General features: G+C 70.7%; 17 protein-coding genes and 2 pseudogenes. 8 read left to right on the forward strand and 11 right to left on the reverse strand.

The features are described 5' to 3' along the window. Positions 1-36: 36 nt before the first annotated feature. Positions 37-414, reverse strand: coding sequence for a hypothetical protein (locus HNR67_RS29750; protein ID WP_185005491.1), 378 nt, complete (start codon positions 412-414; stop codon positions 37-39). Positions 415-423: 9 nt separating this feature from the next. Further along, positions 424-804 (reverse strand): annotated as a pseudogene (gene tnpA / locus HNR67_RS46765) (IS200/IS605 family transposase). Here tnpA and HNR67_RS29760 point away from each other — a divergent pair. Further along, positions 766-2,057, forward strand: a pseudogene (locus tag HNR67_RS29760) (RNA-guided endonuclease InsQ/TnpB family protein). The pseudogenes tnpA and HNR67_RS29760 sit on opposite strands and share 39 nt — an antisense overlap. On the opposite strand, the gene HNR67_RS29765 reads toward HNR67_RS29760, so the two are convergent. Both HNR67_RS29765 and HNR67_RS29770 read right to left on the reverse strand, forming a co-directional pair. Next, the gene (locus HNR67_RS29765; protein WP_185005492.1) at positions 1,966-3,717 is read right to left on the reverse strand and encodes a hypothetical protein; all 1,752 of its coding nucleotides are present in this window, start codon (positions 3,715-3,717) and stop codon (positions 1,966-1,968) included. The pseudogene HNR67_RS29760 and the gene HNR67_RS29765 sit on opposite strands and share 92 nt — an antisense overlap. 46 nt (positions 3,718-3,763) lie before the next feature. After that, a complete protein-coding gene (locus tag HNR67_RS29770) occupies positions 3,764-4,570 on the reverse strand; it encodes an SDR family oxidoreductase (RefSeq protein WP_185005493.1) in 807 nt (268 codons plus the stop codon). Between the two features lie 126 nt (positions 4,571-4,696). On the opposite strand from HNR67_RS29770, the gene HNR67_RS29775 reads away from it, so the two are divergent. Together HNR67_RS29775 and HNR67_RS29780 are read left to right on the forward strand one after the other, a co-directional pair. Beyond that, entirely contained in the window at positions 4,697-4,966 is a 270-nt protein-coding gene (locus HNR67_RS29775) for a winged helix-turn-helix transcriptional regulator (protein WP_221490102.1), read from the forward strand. A 39-nt stretch (positions 4,967-5,005) separates the two neighbouring features. Further along, the gene (locus HNR67_RS29780) at positions 5,006-5,491 is read left to right on the forward strand and encodes an FBP domain-containing protein (protein ID WP_185005495.1); all 486 of its coding nucleotides are present in this window, start codon (positions 5,006-5,008) and stop codon (positions 5,489-5,491) included. Between the two features lie 10 nt (positions 5,492-5,501). Here HNR67_RS29780 and HNR67_RS29785 read toward each other — a convergent pair whose 3' ends face one another. Both HNR67_RS29785 and HNR67_RS29790 read right to left on the reverse strand, forming a co-directional pair. Beyond that, positions 5,502-8,477, reverse strand: a complete 2,976-nt coding sequence (locus HNR67_RS29785; RefSeq protein ID WP_185005496.1) for an AfsR/SARP family transcriptional regulator — start codon at positions 8,475-8,477, stop codon at positions 5,502-5,504. Between the two features lie 80 nt (positions 8,478-8,557). Continuing rightward, complete coding sequence (locus HNR67_RS29790) at positions 8,558-9,940, reverse strand: MFS transporter (protein WP_185005497.1); 1,383 nt, start codon at positions 9,938-9,940, stop codon at positions 8,558-8,560. Positions 9,941-10,017: 77 nt separating this feature from the next. On the opposite strand from HNR67_RS29790, the gene HNR67_RS29795 reads away from it, so the two are divergent. The 4 genes from HNR67_RS29795 (at position 10,018) to HNR67_RS29810 (ending at position 14,910) form a co-directional block, all read left to right on the forward strand. Next, positions 10,018-10,533 (forward strand): winged helix-turn-helix transcriptional regulator, encoded by a 516-nt coding sequence (locus HNR67_RS29795; protein WP_185005498.1) that lies wholly within the window; start codon positions 10,018-10,020, stop codon positions 10,531-10,533. A gap of 410 nt (positions 10,534-10,943) precedes the next feature. Further along, a complete protein-coding gene (locus HNR67_RS29800) occupies positions 10,944-12,104 on the forward strand; it encodes a S8 family peptidase (protein ID WP_312988316.1) in 1,161 nt (386 codons plus the stop codon). A 77-nt stretch (positions 12,105-12,181) separates the two neighbouring features. Continuing rightward, on the forward strand, positions 12,182-12,829 hold the full coding sequence (locus HNR67_RS29805; protein WP_185005499.1) for a hypothetical protein: 648 nt from the start codon (positions 12,182-12,184) through the stop codon (positions 12,827-12,829). Then, on the forward strand, positions 12,826-14,910 hold the full coding sequence (locus tag HNR67_RS29810; RefSeq protein WP_185005500.1) for a protein kinase domain-containing protein: 2,085 nt from the start codon (positions 12,826-12,828) through the stop codon (positions 14,908-14,910). The genes HNR67_RS29805 and HNR67_RS29810 overlap by 4 nt, the downstream gene beginning before the upstream one ends. Before the next feature lies 1 nt (position 14,911). On the opposite strand, the gene HNR67_RS29815 is transcribed toward HNR67_RS29810, so the two are convergent. Further along, complete coding sequence (locus HNR67_RS29815; protein ID WP_185005501.1) at positions 14,912-16,024, reverse strand: nucleotide disphospho-sugar-binding domain-containing protein; 1,113 nt, start codon at positions 16,022-16,024, stop codon at positions 14,912-14,914. A gap of 96 nt (positions 16,025-16,120) precedes the next feature. Between HNR67_RS29815 and HNR67_RS29820 the strand changes: the two genes are divergently transcribed. Continuing rightward, on the forward strand, positions 16,121-16,726 hold the full coding sequence (locus HNR67_RS29820; protein WP_185005502.1) for a TetR/AcrR family transcriptional regulator: 606 nt from the start codon (positions 16,121-16,123) through the stop codon (positions 16,724-16,726). Here the strand turns inward: HNR67_RS29820 and HNR67_RS29825 are convergent. The 4 genes from HNR67_RS29825 to HNR67_RS29840 are packed head-to-tail and all read right to left on the reverse strand — an operon-like array spanning position 16,709 to position 19,701. After that, positions 16,709-17,479, reverse strand: a complete 771-nt coding sequence (locus tag HNR67_RS29825) for an HAD-IIA family hydrolase (protein ID WP_185005503.1) — start codon at positions 17,477-17,479, stop codon at positions 16,709-16,711. The two genes, HNR67_RS29820 and HNR67_RS29825, sit on opposite strands and share 18 nt — an antisense overlap. Before the next feature lies 1 nt (position 17,480). Next, entirely contained in the window at positions 17,481-17,963 is a 483-nt protein-coding gene (locus HNR67_RS29830) for a nucleoside 2-deoxyribosyltransferase (protein ID WP_221490103.1), read from the reverse strand. Further along, a complete protein-coding gene (locus tag HNR67_RS29835) occupies positions 17,964-18,698 on the reverse strand; it encodes a class I SAM-dependent methyltransferase (RefSeq protein WP_185005504.1) in 735 nt (244 codons plus the stop codon). A 7-nt stretch (positions 18,699-18,705) separates the two neighbouring features. Next, positions 18,706-19,701 (reverse strand): thymidylate synthase, encoded by a 996-nt coding sequence (locus HNR67_RS29840; protein WP_185005505.1) that lies wholly within the window; start codon positions 19,699-19,701, stop codon positions 18,706-18,708. Positions 19,702-19,736: the final 35 nt, after the last annotated feature.

The raw sequence follows: 19,736 nt of genomic DNA on the forward strand, positions 1-19,736 counted from the left end.
GTACCTCTCATAGGCCGCCCCACCAGCCCACACGACTCAGCGCCCCTTGGCCGAACTGACCTCCAGCGGCTCGCCCTGCTGGCAGAAGGAGGCCAGATCCGGCTTGAGCACCCCGCGCACCTCGACCTCAGCACCCGGCTTGACCACCGCCGGATCCCCGCCGACCAGCAGGTACTGCTTGCCCCCTGACTCCATGACCAGACACCCCGACTCCACCCCGGCGCTGACCTTGCCCTGCAACGTCAACTGCCCAGGCACGGAGGTCGCGGGCGCGGAACTACCCGGCGGCGGTGCGCTGGTGACGGAGGCCCCGGAACTCGGCGCGACCGAGGTCCCTCCGGGCGCGGTCGGACTACCCCCGCACCCCGCGAGCAACAGCACCAACCCGGCAACCGGCACAATTCGGCTTCGCATGCTTCCGGTCTACCCCATCCGGTCGGCCGCTACCCTGTGCTGTTCGATGTACTGACGCGGGACGCTCAATGGTGCGCCGCCGACGGAGCCTGCGAAGTACGAACCCGACCAGAGCTTGCTGGCCCGATGGTAGTGCCGTCACAGGTCGGGTAGCTCCTGCCGCATCCGCCGTGAGGAGACGCCCTTGCGGGAGTCGATCAACTTCGCCAGGGCTACGTTGGGCCGGAAGTTCACGAGCAGATGAACGTGGTTGTTCTCGCCGTTGCATTCGATCCGCTCGGTCTCGGAATCGAGAGTCTGCCAGTGCGGATGCCTTGGAGACCAACCATAAACCAACGGTAGGGTGCATGAGTGCGGCTCCGTTACAACTACCGGCTCTACCCGGACCAAGCTCAGCGCGAGGCGCTGGCCCGGTCGTTCGGGTGCGCCCGGGTGGTGTTCAACGACGGGCTGCGGGCACGCCAGGAAGCACGATCCGCAGGACTGCCGTACCTGTCGGACGCGGAGCTGTCGAAGCGGGTCACCGCGGCGAAGGCCACCCCGGAACGGGCGTGGCTGGGCGAAGTCTCCTCGGTCGTGCTGCAGCAGGCCCTGACCGATCTGAACGTGGCCTACCGCAACTTCTTCGCCTCGCTCTCGGGCAAGCGCAAGGGTAGCAAGATCGCACCGCCCCGTTTCCGGTCACGCAAGGCCAACCGGCAGGCCATCCGCTTCACGAGGAACGCCCGGTTCCAGGTCTTGGCCAACGGCCGCCTGCGGCTGCCGAAAATCGGCGACCTGCCCGTGCGCTGGTCCCGTCAACTCCCAGCCGATCCGTCGTCCGTGACGGTGATCCGGGACGCGGCCGGACGGTACTTCGCCTCGACTTCGAGATCGGTATCGATCTGGGCCTGACCCACTTCGCAGTCATGTCGGAGGGCACGAAGGTGACCGCGCCGAAGTTCCTGCGCCGCGCGGCCCGCAAACTCAAGCGGTTGCAGCAGGACCTGTCCCGCAAGACCAAGGGATCGAACAGGCGCAAGAAGGCCGTGGTCAAGGTTGCCCGAGCCCATGCGCGGGTGGCAGATACCCGGCGGGACTGGCAGCACAAGCTCTCGACATCGATCATCCGCGACAACCAAGCGGTCTACGTCGAGGACCTGTGTGTGGCCGGTCTGGGCCGGTCCAGGTTGGCGAAGTCCGTGCACGACGCCGGATGGGCATCCTTCACGGCGATGCTGGAGTACAAGGCCGCCCGGTACGGGCGCACGTTCGCCCGGGTGGACCGGTTCTTCCCGTCGACCCGGACGTGCTCGGACTGCGGCCGGCTGGGCGACAAGCTGCCGCTGAATATTCGGTCGTGGGTCTGTCCGTGTGGCAGTACCCACGACCGGGACCTCAACGCTGCCAAGAACATCAAGGCCGCCGGACAGGCGGACTTCAACGACCGTGGAGCGCAGGTAAGACCAGCAGCGATGCCGGCACCGCGCGGTGAAGCGGTAACCCGCCCGGACGCCGCGTGTTCCACGCGCAGCGTAGAGGGAATCTCCGTCCTTCAGAGCGGAGCGGATGTCAACCGGTTTGTCCCTCCACCGCGAGCGGCACCGGCTCCCCGCGGACCAGCTCAGCGAGGGCGTCGAGGACTTTGGCCGGGGCTTGCATGAGCTGGGGATTGCGGTCCAGGCAACGGATCTGCTCCTCGCTGAGCACGATCGACATGACGCAGCCCGCGGTTTTGACGAACAGGACGGAGGAGGTGCGGATGATCACCTCGTCGACGTCCTTCATCGCCTCGGCGAGTTTGGCGATGGCGTTGGCCTCGCGTTCGTCGTTCTCGGAGCGCGGGGTGGCGATGTACTTGAGTTCGGCGGCACGTTCCAGCTTGCCCGCGAGTTCGCCGAGCTTGTCGACGGCCTTGGCGTCACCGCGGACGCGCAGTCGCTGGAACCAGGAACCGCGGATCGGGGTGTCCTTGCCGGTCACCGCGAATCCGGCTACCTGGAGCAGTTCCACCACGGCGTCGCGCAGGGGTTCGCCGACGTTGTCGGTGGTGTAGACGGTGACCTCGGTGACGGGGCCGCGGCGGAGATCGCGCACCCGGTCCCAGTTGCGGCGGGCGCCCTCGAAGTCGCCGAGTTCGGCGTTCACCGCGGCGATCCCCTCCAGCGCGAGGACTTCCCAGGTGGCTTCGCCGACCGGGTCGTCCAGGTCGGCGAGCACCTGGCGGACGACGGAGATCCCTGGCGAGTCTTCCAGCAGCCGCGCGGTGTCCACGGCCGCGTGCCAGGTCGTCGCCGGGTCGCCGAGCAGGCCCCGGCGGCGATGGTAGGTCTCCAGCGCCCAGGCCAGCTGCCAGGCGTGCTCGGACCAGCCTTCCCGCAGGCAGAGCTGTTGCACGGCAAGGAGGTTGGCGTGTTCGGCATCGAACCAGGTCAAGGCTTCCCTGGCATCGTCGAGGTGCTCGCGGATGACCTCCTCGGCCATCGGTGGTGTCAACTGCGACCGCGCCGGGGAGAGCAGCCGGTCGGCATCGACCGCGGTCTGCAGGTAGCAGTCGGCGATCCGCCGCCGGTGGACCGTTCGGGGCGCACCCAGCGCCTTCAGCAGCAGAGGCCGGATCCAGTCCGGGATCCAGTGCCGCGACCGCCGGTTCTCCAGCAGGCCGAGGTGGGCCAGCTCCAGCGCCGATCGGTGGGGCAGGAGAGGGTCGCCGGTGCTCAGCGCGGCGATCGTGTGCAGGCTGAAGTCCGGTCCGGGTGCTGCGCAGAGCAACTCGAGCAGGGCGCTCGCCGCCGGGCTCGCCGCCGAAAGCCTCGGGTACCCCTCCTCGATCGGCAACGGTGGCAGCGTCACCGCGTTGTCCGGTGTGATCCGGCTGGTGATCAGCACCGTGATGGCGGGCGCGCCGCTCAGCAGGCGGCGGACCAGGGCCGGATTCTCGATTCCGTCCAGCACGACCAGGACCCGCCGGGTCCTGGTCGTCTCCCGGTACAGCCGCAGTTGCGCGGCGAGCCCCTCCGGGATGGCCGCATGATCGACGCCCAGCCTGGCCAGCAACCGGCGCATCGGCAGCACCGCCGTGCGAAAGATGATCTGTCCACCGCGGAAGAGCTTCTCGTTCTGGCTGGCCCAGTGCAGGACCAGGCTCGTCTTGCCGACCCCGCCCAATCCGGAGATCACGATCGGCACGGCCGTGCCGCGCTCGACCAGTTCGGTCAGCCTGGCCAGTTCCTCGGTCCGGCCCACGAACGGCGGCGGCGTGCCCGGCAGGTTCCCATCGCCCGGCGGGTCGAGGATGGGGGCGACGAACTCGTGCTCCGACATGGTGACCGACTGTATCCGGTCAGCCACCACGCGGAGTGAGTTCCCGTCAAACAGCCGCCCAGTCGCGCAACGTGGTGCTGCCCGGCCGGTTCAACGCCGGATCCACCTCATCCGCGTCCACCACCGCGAACGACCCAGCCATCCCCGCCGCCAGCTCAGCCCCAAGGTACGGGGTCATCAGCTGCTCGTACTCAGCCAGATCCACGGTGCGCCAACGAATCTCCCGCCCACGCACGCTCGACAACACCGCCGCGACCTCCGGCCCGGTCAGCTCCTCCGGCCCGGCGATCAGCTGCGCGGGCACCGGAGCGGCCAGCAGCTCCACGATCGCCGAGGCTACGTCGGCCGCGGCTACCCAGGGCACCGGCATGTCCGCGGGCAGGGGCAGGCGGACTTCGGTGTCGGTCGTGGTCGCCGGGTCGGCCAGGACCTCGTTGTACAGGGCGGCGGGGCCGATGATCGAGAAGGTCGGGGTGACCTCGGGCAGGTCGCGGATGAGCTGGTAGCGGGCGTCCAGGAACGGGATTCCCCTGGCACGAGTCGGGTAGGGGCCGCTGGTGTTGAAGATGACGTGGTCGATCGTGTTGGTGGACAAGGCTTTCAGCACTGACTCGGCCTGGGTGAGCATTGCGTTGTCGAAGCCGAGTGGGAGTTGCAGGACCACCGCGTCAACACCCTGGTAGGCGGCGATGAGCGAGTCGGGGTCGGTCAGGTCGGCGATGGTGGCGTGGGCGCCGGGTGGCAGGTCGCGGGGGTTTCGGGCCACCGCGCGGACTTCGTGGCCGGCGGCAAGGAGCTGGCTGACGACGGGGGCGCCCTGGACGCCGGTGGGGCCGTGCACTGCGATGATCATGGCTTTGACGCTAGGCGGGGGCCTCCACTAGTACCCAGGAAGTGGCATAGTTGGGTTGTGGTTACTGGGGTTGAGCAGGGGGTTTGTCGACAGGCCCGGCCGGGTGCGGTCGAGGTTGCACTGCGGGTGCTCAGTGGGAAGTGGACGGCGATGCTGGTCCGCGAGCTGCTGTGCGGGCCGTTGCGGTTCGGGGAACTGCGGGCGGCGCTGGGGAATCCGAGTGCCAAGACGCTGACCGACCGGTTGCGCGCGCTGGAGCACGACGGGGTGCTGACCCGGACCTTGTACCCGGAGATCCCGCCGAGGGTGGAGTACGAACTCACCGAGCGCGGCCGCGAGCTGTGGCCGGTGCTGACCGCGTTGCACGACTGGGGTGTGGGTCACCCCAGGGCTTAATAAGTTGCCGCCGCTTGCACGCCGTTCGATGATCGGGCCGTGGAACCGCTAGCTGAGAGCACCATTCGCGCCTCCTTCGCCAACTGCTCCAAGGGAGAGGCCAAGCGGCTCGCGTTGCCGGGGAAGTTGACCGAGGTGGCCTGGGGTGACCTGGACTTCCTGGGTTGGCGCGATCCCAAGGCGGTCAACAACGGGTATGTCGTGGTGCCGCGCGCGGATGGGCCGGTCGGGCTGGCGCTGGTGGCCACCTCCGGCCGGATCAAGCAGTCCATGTGCGCCTTCTGCCTGACCACGCACGGCACCGGGGACGTGGCGTTGTTCGGCGCGCGCCGGGTGGGGGCGGCCGGGAAGCTGGGCAACACGGTGGGCACCTACCTGTGCGCCGACCTGGCCTGCTCGCTCTACGTGCGCGGGCTGCGCAAGCCCGCGGTGCCCAACCCCAAGGAGTCGCTGAGCACCGAGGAGCGCGCGCAGCGGATGCTGGCCAACCTCAACCGGTTCGCCGATGAGGTCCTGACCGACTGAGCACGCTGGGTCAGTACTCCAGGATGTAGGCGCCGAAACCCATTTCCACGGCCGCGGTCACCGAGGTGTCGAGCACCTCGGTGGCGTGGTCGTACCAGTCCGCGCCGGTGTCCGGTTCGGCGAGCAGGGTCTCCAGCGCGGTGACGGTGTCGCGCAGTCTGGTCCGGCTCTCGTGGTAGCGGCCGATGGTGCGGTAGACCTCGGCCAGTTCGGCGGTGAGGCTGGCCAGTCCGGCGCGCAGGTCTTCCCGTGCCCGCTCGTGCTGACCGGCGGCGTGCCGGGCCTGGCCGAGGTGGATCAGGCAGCTGGTGATCATGCGGTGCACCAGTGAGGTGCCGATGTTCCCGTGTTCGCCCAGGGTGCGGCTGATGGCCAGATCGCGTTCCCGGTAGGTCACGCATTCCTGGTAGCGGCCCAGGTGGAAGTAGCTGCGGCTGACCGTTTCCAGGGCCAGGGTGAGGTCGTAGGGCTCGCCGGAGTCGGCCAGCAGGGCCAGCGCGCGTTCGCCGGATTCCAGGGCCTGCTCGTGCTGGCCGAGGCGGGTCAGGCCGGCCGCCTCGGCGACCAGCGCGCCCGCCTCGCCGAGCGGATTCCCGGCCCGGCGGAACAACTCCAGGGCCGCCGCGGACTCGGTGAGCGAGCCCTCGATATCGCGGTCGAGCTGGCGTACGCCGATGAGCTGGCGGTGGGTGAAGGCCCGGCCCAGCAGATCGCCCTCGGCCTCGAAGCAGGCCAGTGCCTGGGCCAGGTGCTGGCGCGCGGACTCGTAGCGGCCGTGGTGCGCGGCGACCCTGGCCAGGCCGCGGGAGGCGTAGCCGATGGCGATCTTGTCGTCGATCCGCTGGGCGGCGCGCAACGCGGTCTCGTTGACCACCTCCAGGTCCCGCCAGTGCCCGCCCAGGTCCAGGAAGTGCCGGATCCACCAGGCCAGGCGGCAGGCCTCGGACTCGAAACCGTCCCTGGCCGCCCGGTCGATCATGCTCAGCAGCACGCCGTGCCGTTCGCCGAACCAGTCCAGTGCGTCCTGGTGGCTGGTGAAGGCGCGCGGGCAGACCATCGGTTCCAGCTCGCCGAGTTCCGGGCCGTCCTGCTGCCGGGACAGGGTCTGGGTGGCCGCGTGCGCGGAGCGGATGTGGCAGTGCAGGCCGCGCCGCCGGGCCGCCTGCCGCTGTTCGTGGCTGTCCTCGGCTTGCAGTAGTTCGGCGGCGTAGGCACGCAGCAGGTCGTGCCAGGCGTACCAGCCGGGGCGGGGTTCGGTGACCAGGTGCGCGGCGGCCAGCTCACGCATCAGCACACTCGCCCTGGCCCTGGGCACGCCGGCCAGGCTGGCGCCCACCGGCACACCCATCTCCGGGCCTGGGTAGAGCGAGAGCAGCCGGAACAGCCGGGCGGCCGGGGCGGACAGGGCGCGGTAGGACCAGGACAGCACGGTGCGGACGTCGGTGAGGTTGTCCGGGCTGGCGAAGGCGTCCAGGCCGCCCTTGGCCGCGGCGAGTTCGGCGGCCACCTCGGCCAGGCTGAACCCGGGGTTGGCGGCTGCCCTGGTGGCGACCACGGCCAGGGCCAGCGGCAACCGGCCGCAGGTGGTGATGATGTCGGTGACCGCCCCGGGTTCGGCGGCCAGCCGGTCCTCGCCGAGGCGGCGGGTGAGGAATTGCCTGGCCTCGGCGTGGCCGAGCAGGTCCAGTGACACGGTGAGCGCGCCGGTGCCCGCGACCAGGCCGGACAGCTCCACCCGGCTGGTCACCAGCACCAGTGAGCGGGAGCCGCCGGGCAGCAGCGGCAGCACCTGGGCGGTGTCGCGGGCGTTGTCCAGCAGGATCAGGCAGCGGCGTTCGGCCAGCACGGTGCGGTAGAGCGCGGTGAGCGCGTCCAGGCGGTCGGGCAGGTGCTGGGTGGGCACGGCCAGCGCGTCCAGGAAGCAGCGGACCGCGTCGGCCGGGTCCAGCGCGGAGTCCCCGGCCTCGAACCCGCGCAGGTCCACATACAGCGTGCCGTCCGGGAAGTCCCCGGCCAGCTCGTGCGCGCAGCGGACCGCGAAGGTGGTCTTGCCGACCCCCGGCATGCCGTGCACCACCACGACCGCGGGCCGGTTCGGGCCGGGTTGCAGGCGGCAGCGCATCTGGGCGAGTTCGGCGTCCCGGCCGGTGAACACGGGCAGGTCGGCAGGCAGCTGGCAGGGGGTGGCCGGCTGGGCCGTCGGGCGGTGCCGTTCGACCCTGTCGCCGAGCAGGGCCGGGTCGGCGCGCAGGATGCGTTCGTGCAGGCCGCGCAGGGCAGGGCCGGGGTCGACGCCGAGTTCGGCGGCCAGGTCGCGGCGCACCCGGTCGAAGGTCTCCAGGGCCTCGGCCTGCCTGCCCGCCCGGTACAGGCCGAGCATGAGCAGTTCCTGCAGGCGTTCGCGCAGGGGTTCGGCGGCGGCCTCGGCGGCGAGCTGGTCCAGCAGACCGGCGCAGCGGCCGCGGTCGATCTCCAGTGCGGCCAGCCGCTCGATCACGGCCAGTCGGCGCTGCCGCAGCCTGCCCCGTTCCCTGGCCGCGTACTCGAAAGGCAACTCGGCCAGTGCCTCGCCCTGCCATTCCAGCCGGGCCGCGTGCAAGTCCCGGAGACCGCTTTCCAGGTCACCCTGAGAAATGGATTTCTCAGCATTCCGGGCCAATTCCTGAAAGCGGCTCAGGTCCAGCCCATCGGCATTCACCCGCAACGCGTAACCGCCGGGGGCCGAGGTCAGCACGGGTTCGCCGCCGCCGATCTCCAGGGTCTGCCGGAGCCGGTGCACGTAGGTGCGGATGGTGCCGCGGGCGGCCCTTGGCACCTCGTTCTCCCAGAGTGCGGCGGCGATGTCCTCGGTGCTGACCGGTCGGCCCTGGGCGAGCAGCAGCACCGCCAGGGTCAGCCGCTGCTGCGGCGAGCCCAGCGGCAGGGCGACCCCGTCGTGCCAGGCCCGTACCGGCCCGAGCACCGCGAATGTCAGTCCTGGCCTCACTCAGCGTCCTACTTCACTTCCGGGTATGGGCAGACAGTGCCGATCGGAGTAATCCGACCGGCACTGCGATGGTAAACCCGTTATCGCGATGCGCGCGGACGCAGTGCGAGGGCGGCGACTCCACCCATCAGAGTGACGCCGGCGCAGACGTAGACCGACGCCCGCCAGCCGTCCAGGAGTTCACTGATCGGGGCCCCGGCCGAGCGCACGCTGAGTACGAAGACCACGGTCACCCCAATGGCCGCGCCCAGGTAGCGCACGGTCTGGTTGAGGCCGCCGCCCAGACCGGCCTTGGCCGGGGGCACGCTGGCCACCGCGGCCACGCCCAGGCTGGAGTTGCTGATGCCGGTGCCGATGCCCGCGATCAGCAGGCCGGGCAGCAGGTCCAGGCCGTACCCGGTGCGGGACGGGCTGACCAGCGCGAACAGCCCGACGGCCAGGATGATCATGCCGAGGCCCAGCCGCAGGTCCAGGTCGAGCCGGTGCAGTCGCCGGGCCGCCAGTGCGGCCAGCACGCTGGCGCCGGACCAGACCACCACCAGCACCGAGGTGGTGACCAGGCCGAGGCCCAGGGCGTTCTGCAGCACGATGGGCAGGAAGGACATCAGCGCGGTGACCCCGGCGCCCGCGGCGAAGGAGACCAGGGTGGCCGAGACCAGGCCGCGGCTGCGGAACAGGCTCAGTTCGATCATGGGTTCGGCCGCGAATGCCTGCCGGAGCAGGAAACCGAGCAGCAGGAGCAGGCCGCCGCCGAGCAGGGCCAGGGTGGCCGGGGCCAGCCAGCCGCCGCGACCGAGGGTGAGTCCGGCCAGCAGCGCGGCGAGTCCGGCGGCCAGCAGCAGCACGCCGGGCAGGTCGAGCGGGCGGCGGTGGCCGGAGACCGATTCGGTGAGCCCGCGGGCGGCGGTGACCAGGACGGCGGCGCCGAGCACCAGCACCCAGTACATGACCCGCCAGTCCAGGAACTGCGCGGCCAGCGCGGTCAGCACCGGCCCGAGGGCCAGGCCGAGGCCAAGACTCGCGCTCCAGCGGCCCATGGCGTAGGCGCGTTGTGGTCCGGGTGGGGCGGCGTGCCCGATCAGCGCCAGGCTGCAGGCCAGCACCGCGGCCGCGCCGAGTCCGGCCAGGACCCTGGCGAAGACGAACAGCCAGGTCACCGTGGCCAGCGCGGAGAGCACCGAGGCGAGCAGCAGCACCACCGCGCCGAGCCGGAACACCCGGCGGCGGCCGAAATCGTCGGCCAGCGCGCCCGCGGTCAGCATGGCCACGGTGAGCCCGAGGCTCATCGCGCTCAGGATCCAGGTCTGCCCGGCCGGTCCGGCGCCCAGTTCGGTGGCGAGTTCGCGCGGGGTGGCCAGCGGCGCGGTGAACACGGCCATCACGAGCAGGGTGCCGAATCCGGCGACCGCGACCGTGCGGCGCAGGTCTGGTGTCGGCGGAGCCGACTGTGCGGTGGCGGTCACCACGAGCCTCCCTCGGTTCAGTGAATGAACCGTAGCACGGTTGGTTCATTCACTGAACCGACGGCTAGCATGGGGGCATGGCGCTGAAGTCGGACTACGCGAACCAGGAGTGCACCATCGCGCGCACGCTGGAGATCATCGGCGAGCGCTGGACCCCGCTGATCCTGCGCGACTGCTTCTTCGGCATCCGCCGCTTCACCGACCTGCACCGCCACCTGGGCCTGCCCCGCGCGGTGCTGTCCGCCCGGCTGGAATCCCTGGTCGGCGCGGGGGTGCTGGAGCGCAGCGAGTACCAGCCGGGGCGGCACGAGTACCTGCTCACCGAACGCGGTCAGGAGCTGTGGCCGGTGCTGACCGCGATGGTCCGCTGGGGCAACAAACACCTCTCCCCCGACGGCCCCCGCACCCTGCTACGGCACACCGCCTGCGGCCAGGACCTCCCACACAGCGAGTGGTGCCAAACCTGCGAAACCAAGCCCCCACTGACCGAACTCGAGATCCGCCACGGCCCAGGCCGCTCCCCCCACCCAGACCCAGACCCAATCGAGCAGGCCCTACGCGACGGCCACATCCTCCTGACCCCCCTCCCCTAACCCACCCACCCCGTGTTGGCCGTTCTCGTACGGTGTGTTGGCCGAACTGGACGGTGTGTTGGCCGTTGTGGGCGGCGTGTTGGCCGGAGGGTGTACCAGTTCGGCCAACACTGGGTACGAGAACGGCCAAGACTGGGTACGACAACGGCCAACACGCCGGTGAGGTGTGGGGGCTGCTCATGGGGGCGGTTGCCGCAATCCCCCGAACCACCTCGGCCGAAAGATGGCAGCAACACCGCAGAACGGATGGACACTAGCGGACATTTGATCAGCACCATTGACCTGCGGAGACCAACTCGTCAGTCTGCTGGTTGACCCACGATCGGGTGGCGGTCCGTTCACCAACCCTGCGGTGGACACGCCCGGTCGCTGGTGCACTAAGGAGCCACTACGTGCATCCGCTCAATCGTGTGATCGCCGTGTTCTCGGCCGCGGCCCTGTCGACCCTCGCCGCCGCCACCGCGATGGCCGAGCCCGCCTACCAGGCGCCGCTGTCGCTGGCCACCGCTTCGGCGGGGACCCAGCCCATCGCCGACACCTACATCGTGGTGACCGACCCGGCCAAGGCCCGCGGTCGCAGCCTGACCAGCTCGCTGGACATCAAGCCCGCCGCTGAGTTCAACGCCGCTGTCACCGGCTTCTCCGCCAAGCTGACCCCGTCCCAGCTGCGGCAGCTGCGCCGCGACCCGGCGGTCACCAGCATCGAGCAGGACGTGCGGGTCACCGACGCCCTGGAGGCGACCCAGCCGAACCCGCCGTCCTGGGGTATCGACCGGATCGACCAGCGCAACCTGCCGCTGTCGAAGAGCTACACCTACAACGCCACCGGCGCGGGTGTGCACGCCTACATCATCGACACCGGCATCACGCCCTCGCACCCGGACTACGAGGGCCGGGCGACCTTCGACCACAACGCCATCGACACCAACAACACCGACTGCCACGGCCACGGCACGCACGTGGCAGGCACCATCGGCTCGAAGACCTACGGCGTGGCCAAGAAGGCCAGCCTGCACGGTGTCAAGGTGATGGACTGCGGTGGCGGCGCGACCGCGACCTCGATGCTCAACGGCATCAACTGGGTGACCGCGAACGCGAAGAAGCCCGCGGTGGCCAACACCTCGTGGAACTTCACCCACAGCGCGGCGCTGGAGACCGCGATCCGCAAGATGATCTCCTCCGGCGTCTTCCTGGCCACCTCGGCGGGCAACACCGGCGGCAACTCCTGTGACCGCCTGCCGCGCAAGGTGGAGACCGCGACCGTGGTCGCCTCCTCGGAGATCAGCGACGCCCGCTCCTCCTTCTCCAGCACCGGCGCCTGCGTCGACCTCTACGCCCCCGGCGGCAACATCATCTCCACCCTGCGCACCGGCGGCAGCGGCTCGATGAGCGGCACCTCGATGGCCACCCCGCACGTGGCCGGTGTGGCCGCGCTGTACAAGGCCCGCTTCGGCGACGCCCCCTCGGCCACCGTGCACAACTGGCTCAACACCAACGCCACCCCGAACGTGGTCTCCGGTGGCACCACCGGCGGCACCGTGAACCGCCTGCTGTTCACCGCTGGTCTCTGACCTGCCTGACGAAACCCCGCCACCGGAAGTTCTTCCGGCGGCGGGGTTTCCGCGTCCTGGTCCACTACCGTGTCGCCATGAGCACGGACGGGGCCGAACCGCCTGAGACCGCCAACTCGATCACCGGCGAGGTGTCCGGGATCAGTGTGCAGGCCGGGGTGGTGCACGGTGGGGTGCACCTGCACGCGAACCGGGCGCTGGCGGAACTGGGTCAGGCGTTCGATTCCCAGTCGGCGTTGCTGCGGCTGATGGCTGATCTCGAAGCCGTGCACCGGGACTACCTGCTGATGTTCAACGCCGTGCTGGACCAGACCCCGGATGCCTGGGCACAGGGTGAGGCGGGGTTCGCCGAGCAGGTCGGCAAGGTGGCCAAGTCGTTGCGGCGGTTGCGGGTGGACTTCGAGCCGGTGCGAGTCCGGGTGCACGCGCTGGCGGCGGCGTTCAGCGAGGCCCCGTTGAGTGCGCCGGAGCGGGCGTTCGCGGTGGCGGTGCTGAAGTACTTCCCGACCGGGGAGATCGCCCGCACCGGGCCGCCGCAGGGCGCAGCGGCCGCCATCACCGTGTCCACCCGCACCTCCGGCACAGCAGTGCTGGACCACCTCTACCGCGCCCTGGACGGTGAACTGGGTCAGGAGCTGGGCGTGCTGATCAAGGACACCATCGCCTTCCACCAGCAACGCTGGGCCGTGGTCTGCGCTGCCTTCGCGGCCCTGCACGTCGCATGAGCGGACGATTCGCCGATCCCTTCGCCGCGCCGTACTTCCCGCGCGCGCTGGCCGCCGCGGCGGCGTTGCGGCAGGCGCCCGCGCTGGGCCGGATCGGTGGCTACGAGACGGTCGCCGAACTGGCTCCCACCGTCTACTTAGGACGGCGTGCGGACGGGCAGCTGTTCGTGCTCAAGGGATCCGCGGCTACAACGGCGGCTGAACTGGCGCGGCGGGAGGATGAGGCGCTGCGGCTGATCCGGCACGGGTTCGGCGGGGTGCTGACCGTCGAGGAAGTGCTGGGGGTGCCCGGCGGGCCGGTGCAGCACCTGTGCCTGCCCTACTGTCCCGGCGGGAGTCTGCGGGATCGGTTGGCGGGCAAGGACATCAGCGTCGAGGAACTCGCCTATCACGGGCTGGCGCTGGCCTGTGCGCTGCACCAGCTGCACCGGCATGGGCTGGTGCACGGGGATGTCAAGCCGGAGAACGTGCTTTTCGCGCACGGCGATGAGGGCTTCGCCGGGCGGGAACCGCGGTGGCGCACGGTGCTGGCGGACCTGGAGACCATGGTCCCGGCGGGCGGGCGGACCAGCGTACGACTGACCGCCGCCTACGCCGCGCCCGAGCAGCTCGCCGGGGCGGCGGCCGATCCGGCGATGGATGTGTGGGCCTGGGGCCGGATCCTGCGCGAGGGCCTGGACCTGGTCGAGGGCTGGGACTGGCTGGACGAGCTGGCCGGGCAGGCGCTGGCCGAGCAGCCGGGTGCGCGGCCGGACGCCGAGGCGATCATCGCGAATTTTGGGCGACACCTGGGTTTTGGCACCACGACCGGGCCACAGCTCGGCGCGGACCGGCCCCTGGTCTGGTACCCGCTCGGGACCCTGCCGGACCTCCTGGATTCCTGGCCGCGACGGGCCGGGGTGGCCACCATTCGGCAGTCGGTGGGCTGGCTGGCCTGGCTGCCGGAGTGCCACCGGCTCTACGAGCTGGGCACCGTGCCCGCGCTGTTGCGGATCGAGGAGCTGAGCACCCGGGCACTGCGCGAGGCCGAACTGGCCCGTGCGGCGGCACTGGGTTTCACCTGCCTGTGGGTGAAGGCGTTGGTGGAACTGGTGGAGAAGACCGGCGACACCGCCGACCTGCACCGGCTGCTGGTGGCGGCGCAGGAGTGGGAGCGGGTGGGCGAGTTCGAGCACGAGCCGGACGCCGCGGTGCTCGCGCAGGCCTGGCTGATGCTGGACAACCCCGAACGCGCGCTGCCGCACCTCAACCGCGGCTACACCGCCGACCGGGAACACCCGTCCGGTCGGGCCGCGCTGCGGCTGCACCACCTGCTCGCCGGTGATTTCGAGCTGGCCGCGCAGATCGCCGCGCAGCCGGGGCGGGATGAGGACGAGGGCATGCACACCCGCTGGCTGCTGCTGATGCTGGGTGATCTGCTGGCCGCGGGCGAGCACGCCGAACTCGCCCGGCTGCTCGACCGGATCGGCCCCAGCAACATCGACCTGATCGCGCTGATCGGCTGCGTGCTGGCCGGGCGGCGTGGCCCGGTGACCGCCGACGCGCGGTGGCGGGGCCTGCGCGAGCACTTCCGGACCATCAGCAGCGGCACCTCGCTGAAGAAGCTGGCGCTGCTCACCGAGGCCGCCTTCCAGCGCGGCGAGTACGACTACGCCGCGAGCCGCGCCGACCTGGCCCGGCGCCGCAAGGTGACCCGTCTGCCGGTCAACCACCTCGAACGCGCCGCACTGGAAGCCGTTGCACTGCAACGTGATCCGGCCGATCGAGCACTGACCGCGCGGCTGACCAACCGGGCCGAGCTGTGGGTGGCCGACGGCCGCCCGGCCGATCCGCTGCTGCGCCTGGACCTGGTCACGGCGCACCGCTGGGCCGAGCACCTGCCACCGGTGGCGCGGGAGTTGCTGGCGTTCAGCGGAACTCCCGCGGCACCGATGCTGGCCAGTACCCGGCTGTGCGGTGACTGCGGGGGCGCCGAACCACTGGGCGAGCTGGCGATCTGCGGGCGCTGCCACCGGACCTGGTGCGCGGGGTGCGCGGACCAGGTCTGCCGGTGCGGTGGCGAGGTGACCCGGCCGCACTGAGTCAGGAAGCCCACTCCACGAGTTCGGCCGCGACCGTGGCCGGGGCGGGCAGCGCACGCAGTTCCGCCCGCACCGCCGCCGCCTCGATCCGCAGGGATTCCTCGGTGAGCAGCCGGGTGAGCAGCACACTGTCCACTTCGGACTCCTCAGCGGCGATGCCGACTCCCCTTGCGTGCACACCGGCGGCGTTGACGTAGCGGTCAGAACCGCTGGGCAGCACGAGTTGTGGCACGCCCGCGTCCAGTGCGGTCATCGTGGTGCCCGCGCCGCCGTGGTGCACGATCGCGGCGCAGGTGGGCAGCAGCGCGTTGAGCGGCAGCCAGCCGGTGCCGCGCACGTTGGCGGGCAGCGGGCCGGGGTCGACCGCGCCCAGAGCGAGCACGAACTCGGCGTCGATCTCCCCGGCCAGGGCCAGGATCCGTTGCACCGGGCCGATTCCGGTTTCCTTGGGGGCGACCGAGCCCAGGGTGACCGCGATCCGCGGCCGCAGTGGCGGTTCGGCCAGCCAGCCGGGGGTGGCGGCGGCGCCGTTGTAGGGCACGTAGCGGAGCGGGCGGCCGACCGGGGTGTCGACCATGCTCGGCGGTGCGACGTCCAGGGTGGTGCGGCGTTCGGGCAGTTCGGCGCCGTGCTTGGCGAAGACGTCGGCGAGCTGCTCCCGCAGTGTCTCGTCCAGCCCAGTCGCCCGGACCAGGCCGAAGTTGTGCTCCACCAACGGAATACCCAGCGCTCCCGCGCAGATCAGGCCGGTGTGCTGGGCCTGGGACTGCACCACCAGGTCGGGTTTCCAGGACCGGGCCACCTCGATCACCCCGTCCACCTGCAGCCGCACCATGACCCCGATCAGCTCCGCGGTCTCACGCAGGTCGCCGATCCGGCCTGCCTGCATGGCGCGCACCAACTCAGGGTGCTCGGCCCGCAGCTTGGCGATCATCACCGACCGGTTCATCCCCGGTGACACATCGGCCACCGGCAGCCCGGCCTCGCCGACCGCCAGGCCCTCCCCCGTGGTGGCGAACAGCACCTCGTGCCCGGCGGCGACGAACGCCCTGGCCAGCGACACCATCGGGAAGGCGTGCCCCACACCCGCCGAGGCCACGAACAACACCCGCATAACCACTCCCCCATCAGATAGAGAACTCGCAGTTCACTATCTCCCACGGTAGGCTGCCGCGATAGAGAACGCAACGGACTCTAAGTGGGGGTGTGGATGGAGCAGCCGGTGGATCACCGCCGCGGTCCGCGCCGACGGGGCGAGGTGCTGTTCAACGCCATCGTCGAGGCCACCCTGGCCGAACTCGCCGAGGTCGGCTACGCCGGGCTGACCATGGACGGGGTGGCCCAGCGGGCCCGCACCAGCAAAGCCTCGCTGTACCGCCGCTGGCCCACCCGGCAGGACCTGGTCGCCGCCGCCATCCAGCACACCGCGCGGACCACCGAGCCGATCCCGGACACCGGCGGGCTGCGCACCGACCTGCTCGCCGCACTGGACCTGGTCGTCCAGCGGCTGACCAGCCCGGTCGGCGAGGCGGTGCGCGGCATCCTGACCGACACCCTGCGCGATCCCGAGCTGACCCGTGAACTGCGCGAGAGCATGGTCAGCGGCCGCAACCGGCTGCTCACCCAGGTGCTGCGGCAGGCGGCCGAGCGCGGTGAGATCCGCGCGGAGACGATCACGCCCCGGGTGGCGGCGGCCGGTCCGGCGCTGGTGCTGCACCACTTCCTGACCCAGGGCCCGCCGATGCCGGTGGAACTGCGCGCGCAGATCGTGGACGAGGTGCTGTTGCCACTGGCCGGGCTACCGCGGGTGCAGTAGCTCCGCCAGGCAGGTGACCACGTGGTCCGGCGCGGGCTCACCGACCGGTCGGTCGGGACCCTGGTGGACCAGGATGGTGGCCAGCCCGGCCCGGTGGCCGCCCAGGATGTCGGTGTCCATCCGGTCGCCGATCACCGCGATCCGGCCGGGGCCGAGCAGTGCCCTGGCCACGTGGAAGATCTCCGGCTCCGGTTTGCCGATCGAGCGGGCCCGGCGGCCCAGCGCGGTCTCCACCGCGGCCAGGATCGCGCCGGTGGCGGGCCATGGCCCCTCCGGCATCGGGAAGGTGGCGTCCCGGTTGGTGGCGAACAGCTCCGCGCCGTTGTCACCGGCCCGGCAGGCCGCGACCAGTTCGGCGTAGTCGAACCCGCTGTGCCCGCCGACCAGGATCCGGTCCGCGATCCCGGCCTCGGCCGAGGAGAGCACGGTGGCGCCGGCGCCGGCGACCTCGGCCCGCAGTTCGGGCGAGCCGATCACGTACACCTGGCCGCGGGTGTCCGCGACCCGCACGGCGGCCGCCCAGCCGGAGGTGACCACCGAATCGGCCTCGGCCGCGATGCCCAGTCCGCGCAGGCGGGTGGCCACCGCGGCCCGGCCGAGGCGGGGATCGTTGGTGAGGAACACGATCCCCTTGCCCCGGCGGCTCAGTTCGGCCAGCGCCCGCACCGCGCCCGGCAGGGGCTGCCAGCCCAGGTGCACGACCCCGTCGAGGTCAACCAGGAAGCCGTCGTAGTACTCGGCGAGATCGTTCACCTCACACACCTTCGACGACAGGTTCCCGATCCGCCAGCCGGTTCACCAGTGCGGCCACCTCGTCCACCAGATCGTCACCGATGGTCAGGTAGGTGACGTCGGCGACCGTGTGCAGGCCGCGCACCAGGAAGGCGTACTCCCGGTCCGGCTCCAGCAGCAGCACGATCGGCTTGCCCAGCGCCGAGGCCCAGCCGATCTCGATGTGCGTGCCCGGCGAGGCCGGGTGGCCGGGGAAGGCCACGAACACGGTGCTGTCGGAGATCTCCTCGTAGTCCAGCCGGGTGCACTCCTCCGGCCGCAGGAACTCCTTGCCCCACGCCTCCCTGCGGTGCGCGTTGTGCACCTGGTAGCCCTCGGCCTCCAGGCGGTCGATCAGCGCCTCGAAGCGGGCCTTCTCGGCCACCCGCATCGCGCCGGTGTCATCGACCAGCGCCTTGAACGGGCCGGCCAGGAAGACACTGCGACGGGAACCTGTGCTGCTCATTCACTTCACCCCGGAGACGATCAGGAACGGTGGACGGGTGGCCTCGGCGGGCGGCGTTTCCGCCTGCGCCGCCGCGGCCGGGTCGAGCAGTGGCTGGGCCACGGTGATCTCGCGGAAGCCGGCCTCGGCCAGCACGTCGAGGTAGGTCTGGCGCGGCCAGTGGTGGTCGATCAGTTCCAGCACGCCGCCGCCGGGCTGGTGCAGCAGCACCTGCCGCCGCTCGCCGTGCGCGTAGACCCGGCCGGGTTCGCCGCTGCGGAAGGTGGAGAAGCGGATGCCGGTGGTGTCCGGGTTGGTGTCCAGGATCGCGTACCTACCGCCCGGTCGGAGCACCCGGTGCACCTCGGCCACGATGGCCTTGATCTGGGCCTGCTCGCCGACGTTGATGAAGACGTAGCAGGACATCGCGGCGTCCACCGAGTCATCGGCGAGGAAGGGCAGGCCGCCGCTGTCGATCTGGTGGTACTGGATGCGCGGGTGGGCCCGGCGGGTGCGGGCGATGTCGAGCATGGCCGCGGAGATGTCGGCGGCCACCACGTGCGCCGCACTCGCGCCGACCACCCGGTTGGCGACCTTGCCGGGGCCGCAGCCGTAGTCGAGCACGGTGCGCACCGACGGGTCGCCGATGCCCAGCGCGGCGAAGACGGCCGGGTAGCCGATCAGCCGCTCCGGCAGGTCGTCGTAGGCGTCAAAACCGTCGGCGACGTCGACGGTGTCCTTCCACTGCGTGCCCATCGGCTCCTCAGCTCCCCACCGGTGTCCCGCTGGACACCGTCTGCGGCCATTTCTGCTCCACCAGCGCGCGGTACAGCGGGGACAGCGCGGCCATCAGCTCGCCGTCGACCTGCTCCTGGCGCCGCACCCGGCGGTAGACCTCGAACATCAGCAGCACCTGCGCCCAGTACTCCGGCAGGCCCAGCACCTCGGTGTCGGGTTCCAGCCGGATCCGGTTCTGCCGCAGCGCTTCCTCGTACTCCAGCACCTGCCGCACCCACGGCCAGTTGTCGCCGACGGGCATCTCCGGGAACCGCGGCAGCACCGTCTCGTGCACGGCCGGGTCGGCGAGCACCTCGCGGGCACGCTGGTAATCCGGGTCGTAGAGGTGCACCGAACCCACCAGATGGGTATAGGAACCGAGTTCGGCACCCAATTCGCGGGCGAACATCTCCTGAATCAGCGTGAAAGAGAAAACGTCGCTGGTCATTCCGCGATAGGCGTCGTTGGCGCGCATGAAACCAACGCCGTGCAGTGCGCCCTCGCGGAGCATGAACTGGAGTCCGAGCGTGCAGGAGACGTCCGGATTTCCGGCGATGGCCAGTTCGTCCGCGTCGAATATCTGCAGCACGCAACGTTTGCTGTCCGGATCCTCCCGCAACTGCCGGACCAGGGTCGGCCACTGCACCGGCCTGCCGTTGCCGCCGAAGAGCGCACGACCGTAGGCGGTGCCGGTCAGGCGCGTCCCGTCGGCGGAGTACTTGCGGATGCTGGGCGCGTAGTAGCCGATGAAGTCCAGGTCATCGCGCCCGGAGAGGTACCAGAGCGCCTCGGCGAAGTTGAAGACGAGGTTGAGCCTGCGCGCGGGCACGAACGGGATCCGCTGGCTCGCCTCGCGCAGCCGGTACCGCAGACCGAGTTGTTCCCGGCTGGCGAAACCACGCGGCGCGTTGCGGTACGCGGGTTCGTCGATCAGTGATTTCAACACATGAGAATACGCCTGATGAAAGCCGTCGAATTCCACCGGGGTCCTTCTGCCATTGACACGGATGCGCCGGA

The organism is Crossiella cryophila (assembly GCF_014204915.1).
Classification (GTDB): domain Bacteria; phylum Actinomycetota; class Actinomycetes; order Mycobacteriales; family Pseudonocardiaceae; genus Crossiella; species Crossiella cryophila.